Origin of the sequence: Janthinobacterium rivuli (assembly GCF_029690045.1) — a bacterium.
GTDB lineage: Bacteria > Pseudomonadota > Gammaproteobacteria > Burkholderiales > Burkholderiaceae_D > Janthinobacterium > Janthinobacterium rivuli.
Genome location: NZ_CP121464.1, coordinates 1,874,875 through 1,890,859 on the forward strand (window position 1 = coordinate 1,874,875; position 15,985 = coordinate 1,890,859).

The 15,985-nt window shown below is 62.6% G+C and carries 13 protein-coding genes and 1 tRNA gene; 13 read left to right on the top strand and 1 reads right to left on the bottom strand.

Going from position 1 to position 15,985, the window contains the following annotated elements; all coding sequences use genetic code 11:
• Positions 1-43: 43 nt before the first annotated feature.
• A tRNA-Arg gene (locus P9875_RS08515) sits at positions 44-118 on the bottom strand.
• 220 nt (positions 119-338) lie between these two features.
• Here P9875_RS08515 and P9875_RS08520 point away from each other — a divergent pair.
• The 13 genes from P9875_RS08520 to P9875_RS08580 all read left to right on the top strand — a co-directional run bounded on the left by P9875_RS08520 (position 339) and on the right by P9875_RS08580 (position 15,915).
• Positions 339-2,231, top strand: coding sequence for an ATP-binding cassette domain-containing protein (locus P9875_RS08520; RefSeq protein ID WP_099401010.1), 1,893 nt, complete (start codon positions 339-341; stop codon positions 2,229-2,231).
• Positions 2,232-2,407: 176 nt separating this feature from the next.
• Positions 2,408-3,070: a CAAX prenyl protease-related protein gene (locus P9875_RS08525; RefSeq protein ID WP_257626497.1), complete on the top strand. Its 663-nt coding sequence runs from the start codon at positions 2,408-2,410 to the stop codon at positions 3,068-3,070.
• A 39-nt stretch (positions 3,071-3,109) separates the two neighbouring features.
• Positions 3,110-4,348, top strand: a complete 1,239-nt coding sequence (gene epsL / locus P9875_RS08530) for an XrtB/PEP-CTERM-associated polysaccharide biosynthesis outer membrane protein EpsL (protein WP_278318111.1) — start codon at positions 3,110-3,112, stop codon at positions 4,346-4,348.
• Between the two features lie 8 nt (positions 4,349-4,356).
• Positions 4,357-5,739 (top strand): undecaprenyl-phosphate glucose phosphotransferase, encoded by a 1,383-nt coding sequence (locus P9875_RS08535; protein WP_278318112.1) that lies wholly within the window; start codon positions 4,357-4,359, stop codon positions 5,737-5,739.
• Between the two features lie 543 nt (positions 5,740-6,282).
• On the top strand, positions 6,283-7,230 hold the full coding sequence (locus P9875_RS08540) for an EpsD family peptidyl-prolyl cis-trans isomerase (protein WP_278318113.1): 948 nt from the start codon (positions 6,283-6,285) through the stop codon (positions 7,228-7,230).
• A 56-nt stretch (positions 7,231-7,286) separates the two neighbouring features.
• Positions 7,287-8,075, top strand: a complete 789-nt coding sequence (gene epsE / locus P9875_RS08545) for a polysaccharide export protein EpsE (RefSeq protein ID WP_099401014.1) — start codon at positions 7,287-7,289, stop codon at positions 8,073-8,075.
• 41 nt (positions 8,076-8,116) lie between these two features.
• Entirely contained in the window at positions 8,117-9,514 is a 1,398-nt protein-coding gene (epsF, locus tag P9875_RS08550; RefSeq protein WP_278318114.1) for a chain length determinant protein EpsF, read from the top strand.
• Positions 9,515-9,527: 13 nt separating this feature from the next.
• A complete protein-coding gene (gene epsG / locus P9875_RS08555) occupies positions 9,528-10,406 on the top strand; it encodes a chain length determinant protein tyrosine kinase EpsG (protein WP_035828798.1) in 879 nt (292 codons plus the stop codon).
• Positions 10,406-11,314 carry an exosortase B gene (xrtB, locus tag P9875_RS08560; RefSeq protein ID WP_278318115.1) on the top strand — a complete coding sequence of 303 codons (909 nt, stop codon included), beginning with the start codon at positions 10,406-10,408 and terminating at the stop codon, positions 11,312-11,314. The genes epsG and xrtB overlap by 1 nt, the downstream gene beginning before the upstream one ends.
• Complete coding sequence (gene epsI, locus P9875_RS08565) at positions 11,311-11,997, top strand: exosortase-associated protein EpsI, B-type (RefSeq protein ID WP_278318116.1); 687 nt, start codon at positions 11,311-11,313, stop codon at positions 11,995-11,997. The genes xrtB and epsI overlap by 4 nt, the downstream gene beginning before the upstream one ends.
• A 27-nt stretch (positions 11,998-12,024) precedes the next feature.
• Complete coding sequence (locus P9875_RS08570; protein ID WP_278318117.1) at positions 12,025-13,563, top strand: lipopolysaccharide biosynthesis protein; 1,539 nt, start codon at positions 12,025-12,027, stop codon at positions 13,561-13,563.
• Positions 13,556-14,971, top strand: a complete 1,416-nt coding sequence (locus P9875_RS08575) for an O-antigen ligase family protein (RefSeq protein ID WP_278318118.1) — start codon at positions 13,556-13,558, stop codon at positions 14,969-14,971. Before P9875_RS08570 ends, P9875_RS08575 begins: the two co-directional genes overlap by 8 nt.
• Positions 14,971-15,915, top strand: a complete 945-nt coding sequence (locus P9875_RS08580; protein ID WP_278318119.1) for a glycosyltransferase family 2 protein — start codon at positions 14,971-14,973, stop codon at positions 15,913-15,915. Before P9875_RS08575 ends, P9875_RS08580 begins: the two co-directional genes overlap by 1 nt.
• Positions 15,916-15,985 lie beyond the last annotated feature (70 nt).

Below are 15,985 nucleotides of genomic sequence, written 5' to 3' on the forward strand. Positions count from 1 at the left end.
GAATCGCTGGAGCGCGGCGCGGCAGGGCGCGGCGGCAGGTGTTTGGTCCCCCCGACTGGAATCGAACCAGTATCCCACGCTTAGGAGGCATGTGCACTATCCATTGTGCTACGGGGAGGACGCTCAGGCGTGGCAAGCTGCCATGCCGGATCCGGCGGCAAGGGGCGTGCAAGACGTCCCATGTGTCGCGAATCGAGCGCAATTATAGCCGACAGTTTGCAAGATATGCCTATGCTTGCGCGAGTATCGGTACAATGCGTGCTTCATTCATCTAATCGGCGGCTGTTTTGCACACCACGCGGTGTGCGCGAGACGGCGCCCGAGCACTCTTACTCATTATGGCTGTCATTTCTCTTTCATCGGCGCAACTTGCGTTCGGTCACGTCGCGCTGCTCGATCACGCGGAATTTTCACTGGAAACCACGGAGCGGGTCGGCTTGATCGGCCGCAACGGCACGGGTAAATCGTCGCTGTTGAAGGTTATTTCGGGCAAGTTCAAGCTCGATGACGGCTTGTTGGTCATGCAGCAAGGCATCAAGATCGCGTATGTGGAGCAGGAACCGCAATTCGACCCGGACATGTCCGTGTTCGACGCCGTCGCTTCCGGCATGGGCGAATCGCAGGCGTGGCTGAAGGAATACGATGCGCTGACGGGCCAGTTTGGCCAGGGCAATGACGACGAACTGATGGAACGCATGCACGACATCCAGGTCAAACTCGATGCGGCCGATGCGTGGAGCTTGCCGAACAAGGTGGAAACCGTGTTGGACCGTCTGAACCTGACGGGCGACATGGCCATGAAAACCCTGTCCGGCGGGATGCAAAAGCGCGTGGCGCTGGCGCGTGCGCTGGTGTCGGCGCCTGACGTGCTGCTGCTCGATGAGCCGACCAACCATCTGGATTTCAGCTCCATCCTGTGGCTGGAAGGCTTGTTGCGCGACTTCAAGGGCAGCGTGCTGTTCATTACCCATGACCGCTCCTTCCTCGACAACGTTGCCACGCGCATCATCGAACTCGACCGCGGCCGCTTGCTGTCGTATCCGGGCAACTTCACGGCGTACCAGACCCGCAAGGCGGAACAGCTGGAAATCGAGGAAGTGGAAAACGCCAAGTTTGACAAGTTCCTGGCGCAGGAGGAAGTGTGGATACGCAAGGGCGTCAAGGCGCGCCGCGTGCGTGACGAAGGCCGCGTGCGCCGTCTGGAAGCGCTGCGTCTGACGCGCAATGCGCGCCGCGACCAGCAGGGTCAGGTCAAGCTGGACGTCTCGGCCGGCGAACGCTCGGGCAAGATCGTGGCGGACCTGGAAAACGTCTCGAAGATCTATGGCGACAAGGTCATCGTCAAGGATTTCAGCGCCACCATCCTGCGCGGCGACAAGGTTGGCCTGATCGGCGCCAACGGTGCCGGCAAGACCACCTTGCTGAAGATGATCCTGGGCCAGGAAGAGTCGGACACGGGCAGCATCCGCCTGGGTACCAAGCTGCAAGTGGCGTATTTCGACCAGATGCGCACGCAGCTGAACGAAGAGGCGAACCTGATGGAAACCATCGCGCCAGGCAGCGACTGGGTCGAGATCAATGGCCAGCGCCGTCACGTGATGACGTATTTGAACGACTTCCTGTTCGCGCCGGAACGCGCCCGTTCGCCCGTCAAGTCGCTGTCCGGTGGCGAGCGCAACCGTTTACTGCTGGCGCGCCTGTTCGCCAAGCCAGCCAACGTGCTCGTGCTCGATGAGCCGACCAATGACTTGGATATCGATACCCTGGAATTGCTGGAAGAGTTGCTGGAAGAATACACCGGCACCGTTTTCCTCGTCAGCCATGACCGCACCTTCCTCGACAACGTAGTCACGCAAGTGATCGTCGCCGAAGGCGAGGGCAAGTGGCGCGAATTCGTCGGCGGCTACACGGACTGGGAGCGCGTGCGCACCTTGCCGATCGCCACGGCGCCCGCCAGCAAGCCGGCCGTGAAGGTCGAGGCTGCCGCGCCGGCCGCCAAGCAGAAAAAGCTCAGCTACAAGGAACAGCGCGAACTGGAAGAGTTGCCGAAACTGATCGCCAAGCTGGAAGATGAGCAGTCGGTGCTGGCCGCCGAACTGTCCCACCCGGACTTCTACAAGAAGACGCCAGCCGAAGGCAAGCGCCTGAACGCGCGCGTGGCCGAGATCGAAGGCGAACTGTTGGAAGCGCTGGAAAAGTGGGAACTGATCGAGGCGCGCACCAATAGTTGATGCTTTTTTGCATACCCTGTTGTAATTAAGTCAGGATTATTTGCCACGGCAACGGTTCAGCTTGATATAATTATATAATTATATTTATTACATCGGGGGATGCATGTTTGTCATGAAACACATGCGCACCGGACCACCGCGTCCGGCGCGTGGTGTCACCTCCGATGCGCAGCAGCATGTCTGACCGCGCCGCCTTGCCCCGGGTAGTGCCATTCCTGGCCTATCTCTCCTTCATAGTCATTGCCGACGTGCTCGGCCGCCTGGGCGTTGCCGCGCAGGACTTGCGCTGGCTGTACGCCGTCAAGATAGCCGTCGTGCTGGGCCTGTTGTTGTACTGGCGCCGCAGTTACACGGAATTGCTGTGGACGCCGTTGGGCGCGCGTGCCATTCTCGGAGCGCTGGTCAGCGGTGTTGTTGTTTTTCTGCTGTGGATCAATCTCGACGCCAGCTGGATGCGCATCGGCAATCCGGACGGCTTCGATCCCCGCACCGATGGCCGCATCGAGTGGAGCCTGGTGGTGCTGCGCATCGCCGGCGCGGCGCTGGTGGTGCCCGTGATGGAGGAGCTGTTCTGGCGTTCCTTCCTGCTGCGCTGGATCGACAGGCCGGACTTTTTGCGGGCCGATCCGCGACTGGCCAGCGCCAAGGCCTTCGCCATCAGCGTGTTGCTGTTTGGCTTTGAACATAATTTGTGGCTGGCCGGCATGGTGGCCGGTGCGGCATATAGTTTGTTGTACATGCGTAGCCAGTCCCTGTGGTCGCCTATCCTCGCGCATGGCGTGACGAACGGCGTGCTGGGGCTCTGGATTATTTCTGGTGGGCATTGGATTTACTGGTAGTATTGCCTATCAACTGTGTGATCTTTCAAAGACAAAACCATGTTGAATTCCTTGCGTAAAAAAGCCGTTGCCGCCGCCTTCATGGCCAGCCCGCGTTTGCCGGCTGCGCTGTTCCTCCTGGGCACCCTGGCCAGCGGCGCCGCCCTGGCCGACATCAGCGACACCATCAAGCCTTTCGTTGCCACCTCGTATTCGTACGACGACAACCTGATGCGCTTGCCGGACGACGTGCCCGGTTTTTCCGGTCCCCGTTCGGATACGTCGAGGATGCTGCAGGCGGGCTTCCTGTTCAACCGTCCCATCGGCCGCCAGGTACTGACGGGCCAGGCCAAGTGGTCGAAGGTGAGCTTCAACCGCTTCAGCCAGTTCGACTACGACGGCAAGGATTATCTGGCTGACCTGGAGTGGCACATCGCCAACCACCTCGAAGGCCATGTGGGCGCCAGTTATTCGCAGACCCTGACGCCGTTCAGCGATTTCCAGAGCTCTGTGCGCAATTTGCGCACGCAGCGCCGCGAGTACGTGAATGGCGCCTGGCGCTTCCACCCCAGCTGGCGCGTGCGCGGCGGCCTGTCGCGCGACCGTTACTCGTATGACTTGCCGTCGCAGGCGTTTTCCAACTGGACGGAAGATGCGACGGAGTTCGGCGTCGACTACCTTGCGCCCAGCAATAGCCGCATCGGCCTGCAATTGCGCCACCTGAACGGCAAGTATCCGAACCGCGGCGCGCTCGATGCCAGTGTGTACGGCAACGGCTATCGCCAGGACGAGATCAAGGCCAATGTCTTCTGGGAATTGAGCGGCAACACGCAGTTGGAGTTCCTTGGTGGCTGGGTGCGCCACCGCAACAACTTGCTGGTCGGGCGCGATGAGAGCGGCACCAATGGCCGGCTGAGCATGTACTGGAAGCCTTTGGGTAAAGTCAATTTCACGGGCATGGTCTGGCGCGAATTCGGTTCCGTCGACAATTCGCTGGTGACAAGCAGCCTGAACACGGGCGCCAGCCTGGGCGCTTCATGGGCTGCCACGTCGAAGGTGCGCGTCGATGCGCTGCTGCGCAAGGAACGACGCGATTTCGCCGCCATCAGCGGCCTGGTGCTGCCGGGCGACGGGCGCGACACCACCCGCACGGCATCGCTGGGCGCCACGTATGCGCCGCACCGGAAAATCCAGCTTGGCGTGCGTCTGTTCCACGAGCGGCGCGAAGGCGTCGCCATCATCGATAGCGGCAGCTATCGGGCCAAGGGCATTTCCTTCAATGGCAGCGTCCAGTTTTAAAGATCAACATGACTGTCAATGATATACCCCTGATTTCGTTTTTTCAGCGCGTCCTCGACCCGATCATCATCATGGGCTTGCTGTACCTGATGACGGTTTTGTCGGGCTCGCCATTCACCGGCTATACGCTGGTGCTGATGATACTGGCCGTCTTCATTTCGTCGACGGTGTACCAGCACGTCGACCCCTACCGTACCTGGCGCAGCGGCCGCATGCTGGCGTATGCGCGCGATATTCTCGTCGGCTGGACGATCGTCGCGCTGATCCTCATCTTCCTGGGCTCGGCCACGGGCCTGGCCTATCATTTCGATACCGAGGTGGTGCTGGCCTGGTTTGTCCTCACGCCCTTCGTGCTGCTGGCCGGGCACCTGGCCGGGCGCAGGTTCAGCCTGCGTCCGGACAGCGACAGCGAAGTGCGCTCGGTGGTCATCATCGGCGCCAATGACGCGAGCCTGAAGTTTGCCGCCACCGTCGAGCGCAATGCCAACCTGTTCATGCAGGTACATGGCTTCTTCGACGACCGCACGGACGACCGCTGGCCGGAAAAAATGCGCGAACCTATGCTGGGGCGCATGGACGATATCGCCTCCTACGTGCGCGAACACAATATCAAGATGATCTTCATCAGTCAGCCGATTTCGGCCCAGCCGCGCATCCGCAAGATGCTCGACGAGCTTGAAGATACGACGGCTTCCGTGTATTTCTTGCCCGATATTTATATCTTCGACCTGATGCAGGCGCGCTTCGACAACGTGGGCGGCATGCCCGTGATCGCCATCCGCGAATCGCCGTTTACGGGCTTTAACAGCATGGTCAAGCGGGGCAGCGACATCGTGCTGGGGCTGGTGATCCAGGTGCTGCTGCTGCCGGTCATGCTGGTCATCGCCATCGCCGTCAAAAGCACCTCGAAGGGGCCGGTGATTTTCCGCCAGCGCCGCTATGGCCTGTATGGCGAGGAGATCGTCGTCTACAAGTTCCGCTCCATGACGGTGGGCGAAGACGGCGATACGGTGGTGCAGGCCACCAAGAACGACCAGCGCGTGACGCGCGTCGGCGCCTTCCTGCGCCGCAGCTCGCTCGATGAGCTGCCGCAATTTCTCAACGTCTTGCAGGGCCGCATGAGCATCGTCGGCCCGCGTCCCCACGCGGTGGTGCACAACGAGCAGTACCGCAAGCTGATCAAGGGCTACATGCTGCGCCACAAGGTCAAGCCCGGCATCACGGGCTGGGCCCAGGTCAACGGTTTGCGGGGCGAGACGGAAACGCTCGACAAGATGGAGGCGCGCATCCATTTCGACCTCGATTACCTGCGCAACTGGTCGCTGTGGCTCGATCTGTGGATTATCGCGCGCACGGTGAAAGTGGTGCTGGCGCGCGAGAACGCCCATTGAGCGCCAGTATGCTGCCTGCAGGAAAAAATAGCGTTTGAATATACTTTGCACGGAGTCAATACGCGTTAAAATGGAGCATCTTTAGAGTACCAGCATAGAGCACCAGCGCATCACGCGACCACTCCGCGCTCACCCTGCCACGAGTCGTGCCGGCCATGCGCCATTACTTTCCTCTTGGAAAGGGTTCGACGAAGGGTGCAGTATCCGGCCTTGCCCCTGCCGGTCGTAGCGTCAGCCTGACGGGCAGCCGTCAGGGACGGCACGCGCCAACTATCATTGTTAAAGTCAGTCTGTACCGTGCAATACATAATTTTTTGCAATGAAGTAGACTGCGGAAATAGTTGTTTTTATATCTCATTAGTAGATTTTTAAGCAAATATTTTGCTTGTTGTCATGCATTGTGTGTATTATGTTTACAATATTATTAATTATTTGACGAATAACTATTTTTCGGGGGAATCTGAGCAGTGCAGCCTGGCCATGCAGCCGGCACACCGCGCCGGATTTTTCCAGCCGTCATACCCGTCATCCGAAGGAGCACGCTTGAACCACTTTATTCATTCCCGTCCCGCGCCACGTCTGTTGTGCGCCGCCCTGGTCCTGCTGGCCGCCGCTGGTCTGTCGGCCTGCGGCAACAAGGAAAAAAAGGCTGGCCAGGCGCTGGCCAGCGTGAACGGCGAAGAAATCACCGTCCTGCAGTTGAATGAAGAGTTGCAGCGGGCCGGCGTGCAGGCGCCGCAGCAGGCGGCGGCCAGCAAGCAGTTGCTCGAGTCGCTGATCGACCGCCAGTTGCTGCAGAACGAAGCGGCGAAGGAAAAGGTCGACCGCGATCCGAAAGTCATGCAAGCCATCGAGCGCGCCAAGGCGCTGATCGTTGCCCAGGCATACATGCAAAAGCGCATCGGCGCGGCCACCCGCCCGAGCAAGGCCGAGGTGGAAGAGTACTTCGCGAAAAACCCCCTGTTCTTCAGCCAGCGCAAGCAATTCGATTTGCGCGAACTGGTCATTCCGACGGCGGCGCTGAACGATGAACTCAAGGCCGTCATGGACCGCGCCAAGTCGCTGGAAGATGTGGCGCAATGGCTCGACGAACACAAGATCGCGTTTGGCCGCACCCAGGTGTCGCGCACCAGCGCCGACCTGGCGCCCGAACTGAGCGGCAAACTGCAGTCGATGCCGAAGGGCCAGCTGTTCATCGTGCGCGAAGGCGAGCGCAGCCTGCTCATCGCGCTGGCCGATATCAAGGACAGCCCGGTGGGACTGGACGCGGCCGCGCCGCAGATCGAACAATTTTTGGCCAGCAAGAAGAACAAGGATGCGGCCGAAGCCGAACTGAAGCGTCTGCGCGCCAGCGCCAAGATCGAGTATTTCAACAAGGATGCGGCGGCCTCGGCTTCGGCCAGTGCACCGGCAGCGGCGGCACCAGCGGCAGCGGCGCCGGCGAACAGCGCGCATGAAGCCAACGAGCGCGGCGTAGCGGGTTTGAAATAAGTGACGTATCAACAAGTAGTTAAACATCAGCAATCTACCAACGGGAATCTGTAATCATGAAACGACTCGCAAACTGGATGATGGCGGCCTTCCTGGCCCTCGCCGCAGGCATGGCCGGTGCAGCCGATGTCCCCCTCGGGGCTGGTGATGTGCTGAAAATTTCCGTCTACGGCAATCCGGATCTGGGCCTGGAGACGCGCGTCAGCGAAGCGGGGGAAATCACCTTCCCGCTGGTGGGCGCGGTAGCGATCGGCGGTTTGTCCACCTCGGCAGCGGAAAAGAAACTGGGCGGCCTGCTCGAAAGCGGCGGCTTCCTGCGCAAGGCGCAAGTGAACATCATCGTCACCAGCCTGCAAAGCCAGCAGGCGTCCGTGCTGGGCCAGGTGAACCGCCCGGGCCGCTATCCGGTGGAAGGCAAGCGCAGCGTGATGGACATGCTGGCCATGGCCGGCGGCGTCAGTCCTGACGGCGCCGACCAGATCACCGTGATCCGCAAGCGCGGCGGCACGGCCACGCGCGACGTGGCCGATATCCTCGACATCGTGCGCAACGGCGACCTGAAGGGCGACACGGAAGTGGGCGGCAACGACATCATCTACGTCGAACGCGCGCCGCGCTTCTATATCTACGGCGAAGTGCAGCGCCCGGGCGCCTTCCGCCTGGAACGCAACATGACCGTGCTGCAAGCCCTGTCCGTGGGCGGCGGTCTGACGGTGCGCGGCACCGAACGCGGCGTGCGCGTCAAGCGCCGCAATGCGGAAGGGCAGATGGAAGTGCTGCCGGTCAAGCATGACGACCTGCTGCGCGTCGACGATGTCGTGTATGTCCAGGAAAGCCTGTTCTAAGAGCAACTGGCTCCCTACCTTTTTGTATTGAAAGTTTCCAAATGAACCTCACCCAACTATTGCTGATTCTTCGGGCACGCAAGAAGATCGTGCTGCTGACCTTGATGATCACCGTGGCGCTGGCGCTGGGCGTCAGCCTGGTGCTGCCGAAGACCTACAAGGCCACCAGCACCTTGCTGATGAACTACAAGGGCGTCGATCCCCTGACCGGCATGACCATGCCGGGGCAGTTGCTGCCCGGCTACATGGCGACCCAGGTCGATATTATCGGCAGCAAGAACGTCGCCCTGCGCGTCGTCGACCAGCTGGAGCTGGCGCGCAGCCCCGCCGTGATCGCCCAGTTCAATGACGCGGCGCAAGGCAAGGGCACGGTGCGCGACTGGCTGGCCGACTTGCTGCTGAAGAAACTCGAAGTGATGCCGTCGCGCGAAAGCAGCGTGGTCGATATCAGCTTCAAGGGCGCCGACCCGCAATTCGTCGCGGCCGTCTCGAACGCCTTTGCGGAACAGTATCAAAAGGTCAGCATCCAGCTGAAGGTCGACCCGATGCGCAAGGCGACGACGTACTTCGATGACCAGACCAAATTGCTGCGCGATAACGTCGAGCGCGCGCAAAGCCGTTTGTCGAAATACCAGCAAGATAACGGCATCGTCAGCGTCGACAACCGCCTGGACGTGGAATCGAACCGCCTGAACGACCTGTCGGCGCAACTGGTGCTGGCGCAGGGCCAGGCCATGGAAGCCAATTCGCGCCAGCGCATGGCGCAGGGCGGCAACCTGTCCGAATCGCCGGACGTGGCGTCGAATCCGCTGATCCAGAGCCTGAAGCTGGGCCTGGGCAACGCCGAGGGTAAATTGGCCGAGCTGGGCCAGCGCCTGGACCGCAATCACCCGCAATATCAAAGCGCCAAGGCGGAAGTGGACAAGCTGCGCCGCGACCTGGCCGAGCAGACGCGCGCGACCTCGCAAAGCGTGGGCAACAATGCACAGATCCTGCAGCAGCGCGAAGGCGCGATCCGCGCCGCACTGGCGGCGCAAAAAGCCAAGGTGCTGGAACTGAACCGGACGCGCGATGAAATGGGCGTGCTGAGCAAGGATGTGGAAAGCGCCCAGCGCGCCTTCGACGTGACCTCGCAGCGCCTGTCGCAGACGCGCATCGAAGGCCAGGCAGAACAGTCCGATATCGCCATGCTGAACCCGGCCACGGCGCCGATCGAGCCGGACAGCCCGAAGATTCCCCGCAACGTGCTGCTGTCGATCTTCCTCGGCCTCATGCTGGGCTGCGGCATCGCGCTGCTGGCCGAATTGCTGGACCGCCGTATCCGTTCCGACCAGGACCTGAGCGAAGTGCTGCAGATTCCCGTGTTCGGCGTGGTCGACTGGAAACCGAAACAGCGCCGCATGCGCGGTATGCTGCCGCGCCGCTTGCGCCTGAACTGAGATGGAACCTATCATGACTTCAAGTCCACACCTTCTGAATACCACCGCACCGCTGGTGCGCGGCGCCGATTCCAGCATAGGCGGCCTGTTGCTCGAATCGGGCAAGATCACGCCGGAAAACGCCGAACGCGTGCTGCGCATGCAAAAGGAACTGGGCATCCGCTTCGGCGAAGCGGCCCTGCGCCTGGGCCTGATCACGGAAGCCGATATCGAGCAAGTGCTGGCGCGCCAGTTCGACTACCCGTATCTGCAGCCGGGCGCCGGCAAGTATCCGCAGGAACTGGTGGCCGCCTACCAGCCCTTCAGCCACCAGGTGGAAACCCTGCGCGCCGTGCGCAGCCAGCTGATGCTGCGCTGGTTCGCCCGCGGCAGCAAGTCGCTGGTGGTGCTGGGCATGGAGCCGGGCGACGGCGCCAGCCTGTTCGCGGCCAACCTGGCCGTGGTGTTTTCCCAGCTGGGCGAGCACACCTTGCTGGTTGACGCCAACCTGCGCGCGCCGCGCCAGCAGGAAATCTTCGACCTGAAGACACGCCAGGGCCTGTCCGACGTGCTGGCCGGCCGCGCCGAACTCGATATCATCGCCAAGGTGGAATCGTTTGTCGCGCTGTCGGTGCTGGCTGCCGGCACTTTGCCGCCGAATCCGCAGGAATTGCTCAGCCGGACCTCCTTCGTCACGCTCAACAAGCAGCTGGAAAGCCGCTACGACGTGGTGCTTTACGACGTGCCGGCGTATGCCACCGGTTCCGATGCGCTGGCCGTGGCCGCGCGTGCCGGCGGCGTGCTGCTGGTGGCGCGCAAGAACAAGACGCCGATGGCGGAAGTGGCGGCCATGGCCGAGCAAATGACGCATAGCGGCGCCCAGGTGGTCGGTTCCGTGATGGTCGACTTTTGATGACTGCGCCTGGCCATGCCATGCCGCCGGCACGGGCCGGCCGGTCCGCCGTGCCGGACTGGCTGCCTCTGGCGCTGGGCTTCCTGGCCATGCTCGCGCCCAGCCTGGTCGGACTGTTCCGCGGCATCTGGTCGACCGAAGAGCAGGCGCACGGCCCCATCATCCTGGCCCTGTCGCTGTGGCTGATCTACCGCAAATGGCCCGAGATGCTGGCGCAGAGCGCCGGCGCCCGTCCGGCCCGCGCCGGCTGGCCGCTGCTGGCCGCCGCGCTGCTGCTGTATGTGCTGGGCCGTTCGCAGCACATCCTGTCGCTGGAAATCCTCGCCCTGATCGGCACCGGCCTGGCCCTGCTGCTGCTCAAGCGCGGCTGGATTGCCGCGCGCGTGCTGTGGTTTCCCTTCTTTTTCATGCTGTTCATGGTGCCGCTGCCGCTGCCGCTGGTGACGACCCTGACCATGCCGATGAAAATGGCCGTTTCGTATGTGACCGAACACCTGCTTTTCCTGGCCGGCTATCCGATCGCCCGCAATGGCGTGATCCTGCAGATCGGCCAGTACCAGCTGCTGGTGGCCGACGCCTGCGCCGGCTTGCAGACCCTGCTCACGCTTGAAGCGCTGGGCCTGTTTTACCTGAACCTGGTGCGGCATACTTCGCCGTTCCGCAACATTGTGCTGGCCCTGCTGATCGTGCCGATTTCCTTTACCGCCAATGTCATCCGCGTGATCGTGCTGACCCTGATCACATATTACTTCGGCGACGCGGCCGGGCAGGGCTTCCTGCATGGCTTCGCCGGCATGGTGCTGTTCATTTCCGCGCTGCTGCTGATCCTCAGTGTCGACAGCCTGCTGCAGTGGATCGTGCGCAAGCGCCAGGCGGGCCGCGCGCCAGCCGTGGGAGCATCGACATGAACGCGGCGCTGCGCATGAACATGCTGCTGGGCGCCTTGCTGCTGGGCGCGGCCATCCTCAGCCACGGCGTGGCGCCGGGCGTGAAGCTGGCCGACCAGCGCCCGAGTTTTTCGCTGGAAACGGCGATACCGCAAGCGTTCGGCGAGTGGCGCGTCGACAGTTCCATCGTGCCGCTGCAGGTGGATCCGGAAACCCAGGAACGCCTGAACAAGATCTACAACCAGACCTTGTCGCGCACCTACATCAATGCGCATGGCGAACGGGTGATGCTGTCGATCGCCTACGGCGGCGACCAGAGCGACAACATGGGCGTGCACAAACCGGAAGTGTGCTACGCGGCCCAGGGTTTCCAGGTCGAGCGCGACGAATACGGCGAGCTGGCCTCGGCCTACGGCAGCCTGCCCGTGAAGCGCTTGTTGGCCGTGAATGGCAACCGCAGCGAACCCATCACGTACTGGATCACCATCGGCGACAAGATCAGCAAGGTCGGCATGCAGCAGCGCCTGGAGCAATTGCGCTACGGCCTGACGGGCACCGTCGCCGACGCCATGCTGTTCCGCGTCTCGAGCATCGATACGGATTTGCCGCGCGCGTACCGCTTGCAGGCCGATTTCGTCAATGGCTTGCTGGCCAGCATGCCGCCGGCGCAGCGTGGTCGCCTGATCGGCGCGCCGTCCCGTTGAGGCGCAGCGAAGCAGACAGCGAGAATCATGAGTAGCGACATCAACAAGAAAAGCGTCAGCGCCGTCAAGTGGGCGGCGATGGGCACGGTCCTCATGTTTGGCCTGCAGCTGGTCACGCAAGTGGTGCTGGCGCGCCTGCTGGGGCCGGAAAACTACGGCTTGTTCGCCATGGGACTGATCGTGCTGACATTTAGCAACTTCTTGGCCGATTTCGGCTTTTCCTGGGGGCTGGTGCAAAACCGCACGCTCAGCGAGGAAGACGTGCGCTTTACCGTGACGTGGCAGGCGCTGACGGGCCTGGCGGCCATGAGCTTGCTGTTTTTCATGGCGCCCTGGATCGCCGCGTACTTCAAGGAGCCGCGCATCGCGCCCGTGATCGCGTGGATGAGCCTGACCTGCCTGCTGAATGCGCTGACGGCACCTGGCAGCAGCCTGCTGCGGCGCTCGCTCGATTTCCGCTGGCTCAACATCATCCAGGTGAGCAGCTACGTCGTCGGCTACCTGCTGGTGGGCTTGCCGCTCGCGTATGCGGGCGCCGGCGTGTGGACCCTGGTGGCCGCCTGGCTGGGACAGTCGGCCACGGCGCTGGTGCTGACGTATGCGCGCACGCGCTTTTCGCTCAAGCCGCTGCTGTGGTACGAGGGCGCGCGGCGCTCGACGAATGTGGGCGTGACGGTATTCGTGACGAATCTGTGCAACTGGTGCCTGAACAATATGGACCGCGTATTTCTGGGGCGCTTCCTGAATGCCCACGCGGTGGGCGTGTATGCGGTCGGCTACAACCTGGCCAATACGCCCAATTCGCTGTTCCTGAGCGCCTTGCAGCCGGCGTTCCTGGCCACGGGCGCCAAGCTGCAGGACGATTTGCCGCGCCTGCGCGACACCTATCTGTCGGTGCTGGCGACCATCTGGATCATCATCCTGCCGCTGTTCGTGCTGCTGGCGATGACGGCGCCGGACCTGATCGGCGTGTTGTATGGCAAGGTGTGGCAAGAGTCGGGCATTGTGCTGAGCATCCTGGCGCTGGCCATGCCCGCGTACATCACGTGGGGCATGTCGACGCCGATTTTATGGAATACGGGCGGCAAGCACCTGGAAAGCCTGCTGCAACTGCCGCTGATCGTGCTGGCTGGCGCGGCGCTGGTGCTGTGGGCGGGGCAGGGCGGGGCGGTGGTCGCCATGATCGCCGCCGGCACCTTGCTGGCACGGGCGCTGGTGGTGGGCACGGTGGCGTGCCTGCGCCTGCAGGTGGGGCTGGGCGAACTGGCGCCACTGGCCGCGCGCGGCCTTGCGATGGGCTTGCTGGCCGCCGCCGGCAGCTGGGGTGGCGCCATGTTGGGCGGCCTGGGCGGCAGCCATCCGCTGCCAGCATTCCTGGGCGGCGCGCTGTTCGGCGGCCTGACCCTGCTGCTGGCCGTGCTGGCCTGGCCCGAACTGCTGGGCACGCGCGCGGTGGGCATGCTGGCCCGCTTCAGCCCGCCGCTGCCGGCCAGGGTGGTCTCTTATCTGCGCGCCCGCTGTGGCGCGCGCGACAACTTACTGGATACGCGAGAACTACATGAGTGAAATACTGTTTGGCCTGTTTGCTCTGATCAGCGCGCTGCTGGTGGTGTTCGTCATCGCCTTGAGCATTCATTGGGGGAATAAACGCGAGACGGGGCTGGTGCCCTACGTGTTCTATCCCGTCATGCTGTCGATCGCGTTGACGGCCATCCTGTCGAACCGCGACATCTCCGGCAACGAGATCCTGCTGACGGCGCAAACGGTGCGCCATCCGGTCGGCGTCTGGTTTGGACGCATGACTTCGCTGTTCGTGATCTTTGCCTGCGGCGAGCGCATCCTGCACCGTTTGATGGATCGCAATACGCTCAAACCGATGCCGATGCTGCTGTTCTGGGCGCTGTTCATTTATTTCCTGACGAATATTCTCAGCCCCGCCTTCCTGGGCAGCCATACCGATGTCTCGCATGAATACCTGTACATGTTCCTGGCCGGCTATGCCGCCTTGCTGATGACGCCGAAAGAGGTGGACATGAGCATCGTGTCGATGCGCAATGCGACTTTGCTGTTCCTGCTGATCAGCGCGGCTGTCGTGGCCTGGAATCCGAACATGGTCTTCAACAAGAATTACCACGGGCTGATTCCCTTCCTCAACGTGCGCTATGCGGGCCTGGCCAGCCATGCGAACGGACTGGGGCCGATGGCGGTGGCCTTCCTGCTGTGCCTGTGGCGCAAGCCGTATTCCTGGCGCGTGCTGAACCTGTTCGCCTGGACCCTGGGCCTGGCCAGCCTGCTGCTGGCGCAGTCGAAAACCAACTGGGTCGCCTGCATCCTGTGCTTTGCCTGCATCGCGTATTTCGGTTTTCGCGAGCAGATCAAGGAGCGCCTGTTCGACTACCGCCGCCCGCAATTGTCGATCATCGGCATCTTCTGTTTCATTTTGCTGTGCGTGCTGGCCATGTTGCTGGTGATGTTCGGCAATATCGACGCCAGGCTGGCGCGCTTTGCCTCCAGTAATGAAGGCTTCGAACTGCTCAGTTTTACGGGCCGCGACGTGATCTGGCAGGTGGCGGTGCAGGAGTGGCACAAGAACCCCGTGTTCGGCTATGGCTTGCAGATCTGGGATGAGGCCTTCCGCCTGAGCATCGGCATGCCGTACGCCACGCATGCGCACAGCCAGTTCTACCAGAGCCTGTCGAGCGCGGGCACCGTCGGTGCCGTCGGCCTGGTACTGTACGTGTTCGTGCTGCTGTACGGCGCGGTGCGCACGGCCAAGGTCAGCGGCGGCATGTCGATGGCGTTGTTCGTGCTGATCATCAGCCGCTCGTTCAGCGAGGTGCCCCTGTCGCTGGCCGGTTTCGCCGCCGAGGCGCTGACGCACCTGCTGCTCATCATCATCGTGGCCGCCTACTATCCGACGGCCGACAGGCAAGCCGTCAGGGCGCGCAAGGTACGCGTGCCGGGAATGGCCTAATGCTGTGCTCGGTCATCATCCCGCTGTATAACAAGGGGCCATACGTCGAGGCGACCCTGGCGTCGGTACTGGCGCAGACACATGCCGACTGGGAAGTGCTGGTGGTCGACGACGGCTCCAGCGACGATGGCGCGCAGCGCGTGCTGGCCTGCCCGGATGCGCGCGTGCGCCTGATCCGCCAGGCGAATGGCGGCGTCTCGCGCGCGCGCAACCGCGGCATCGCCGAGGCGCGGGGCGAACTCGTCTGTTTTCTCGACGCGGACGACCTGTACGCGCCCGATTACCTGCGCACGCAGGTGGGCCTGGCGCAGGCGTTTCCCGACGACTGTTTTTTTGCCACCGGCTACACCAGTTTCGCGCCCGGCAGCACGCCGGACATGGCGCGTGCCCCCGTCGCGCCCTCCCAGGCGCAGCGCATCGATGAATTCTTCACGCATTTCAACCAGCACTGGCCCTTCTTCTGCACCAATTCCGTCGCCGTGCGGCGTGCGTCGCTGGCCGCGCTGCAACCGTGTTTCCCGGAAGGCGAGCAATTCGGCGAAGACCTGGACTTGTGGTTTCGCCTGGCCGAGCATCATCGGCTGGTGCTGGCGGCGGCGCCCCTGGTGGCCTACCGGCGCGAAGTGGGCGGCAGCCTGACGGCCATCCAGGGCCGCGACGTGGTCTTGCCCGTATTTCTGCGACTCGAAGCATGTGCGCGCGCCTGGCCAGCCGGCAACCGGGCACGCCGGCCCGCCTTGCTGCTGGCGTCGAACGCGCGCGTGGCCGTGGTGCGCGAACTGCTTGAAAATGGCGGGCGCGGCGCGGCGCTGGCCGAACTGGCGCGCGCCGCGCGCCATGGCGTGACGCGCCACTGGTGGACGACGGCCGCCATGTGCCTGCTGTTTACACCAGGCATGACGCGGCGCTGGTCCTTGTGGCGTAAATCACGCACCCCCGTTTAATTCCAACGTTGCAGTAAGGCATTTCGGTATAATTCCATGGTGCGTCCGAGTTCTTCGGGCGCAGAACCTC

Bases quoted from the DNA above. Each gene is read 5' to 3' on its own strand.
- P9875_RS08520 (WP_099401010.1), top strand. From the start codon at position 339: ATGGCTGTCATTTCTCTTTCATCGGCGCAACTTGCGTTCGGTCACGTC.
- P9875_RS08525 (WP_257626497.1), top strand. From the start codon at position 2,408: ATGTCTGACCGCGCCGCCTTGCCCCGGGTAGTGCCATTCCTGGCCTAT.
- epsL (WP_278318111.1), top strand. From the start codon at position 3,110: ATGTTGAATTCCTTGCGTAAAAAAGCCGTTGCCGCCGCCTTCATGGCC.
- P9875_RS08535 (WP_278318112.1), top strand. From the start codon at position 4,357: ATGACTGTCAATGATATACCCCTGATTTCGTTTTTTCAGCGCGTCCTC.
- epsE (WP_099401014.1), top strand. From the start codon at position 7,287: ATGAAACGACTCGCAAACTGGATGATGGCGGCCTTCCTGGCCCTCGCC.
- epsF (WP_278318114.1), top strand. From the start codon at position 8,117: ATGAACCTCACCCAACTATTGCTGATTCTTCGGGCACGCAAGAAGATC.
- epsG (WP_035828798.1), top strand. From the start codon at position 9,528: ATGACTTCAAGTCCACACCTTCTGAATACCACCGCACCGCTGGTGCGC.
- xrtB (WP_278318115.1), top strand. From the start codon at position 10,406: ATGACTGCGCCTGGCCATGCCATGCCGCCGGCACGGGCCGGCCGGTCC.
- epsI (WP_278318116.1), top strand. From the start codon at position 11,311: ATGAACGCGGCGCTGCGCATGAACATGCTGCTGGGCGCCTTGCTGCTG.
- P9875_RS08570 (WP_278318117.1), top strand. From the start codon at position 12,025: ATGAGTAGCGACATCAACAAGAAAAGCGTCAGCGCCGTCAAGTGGGCG.
- P9875_RS08575 (WP_278318118.1), top strand. From the start codon at position 13,556: ATGAGTGAAATACTGTTTGGCCTGTTTGCTCTGATCAGCGCGCTGCTG.
- P9875_RS08580 (WP_278318119.1), top strand. From the start codon at position 14,971: ATGCTGTGCTCGGTCATCATCCCGCTGTATAACAAGGGGCCATACGTC.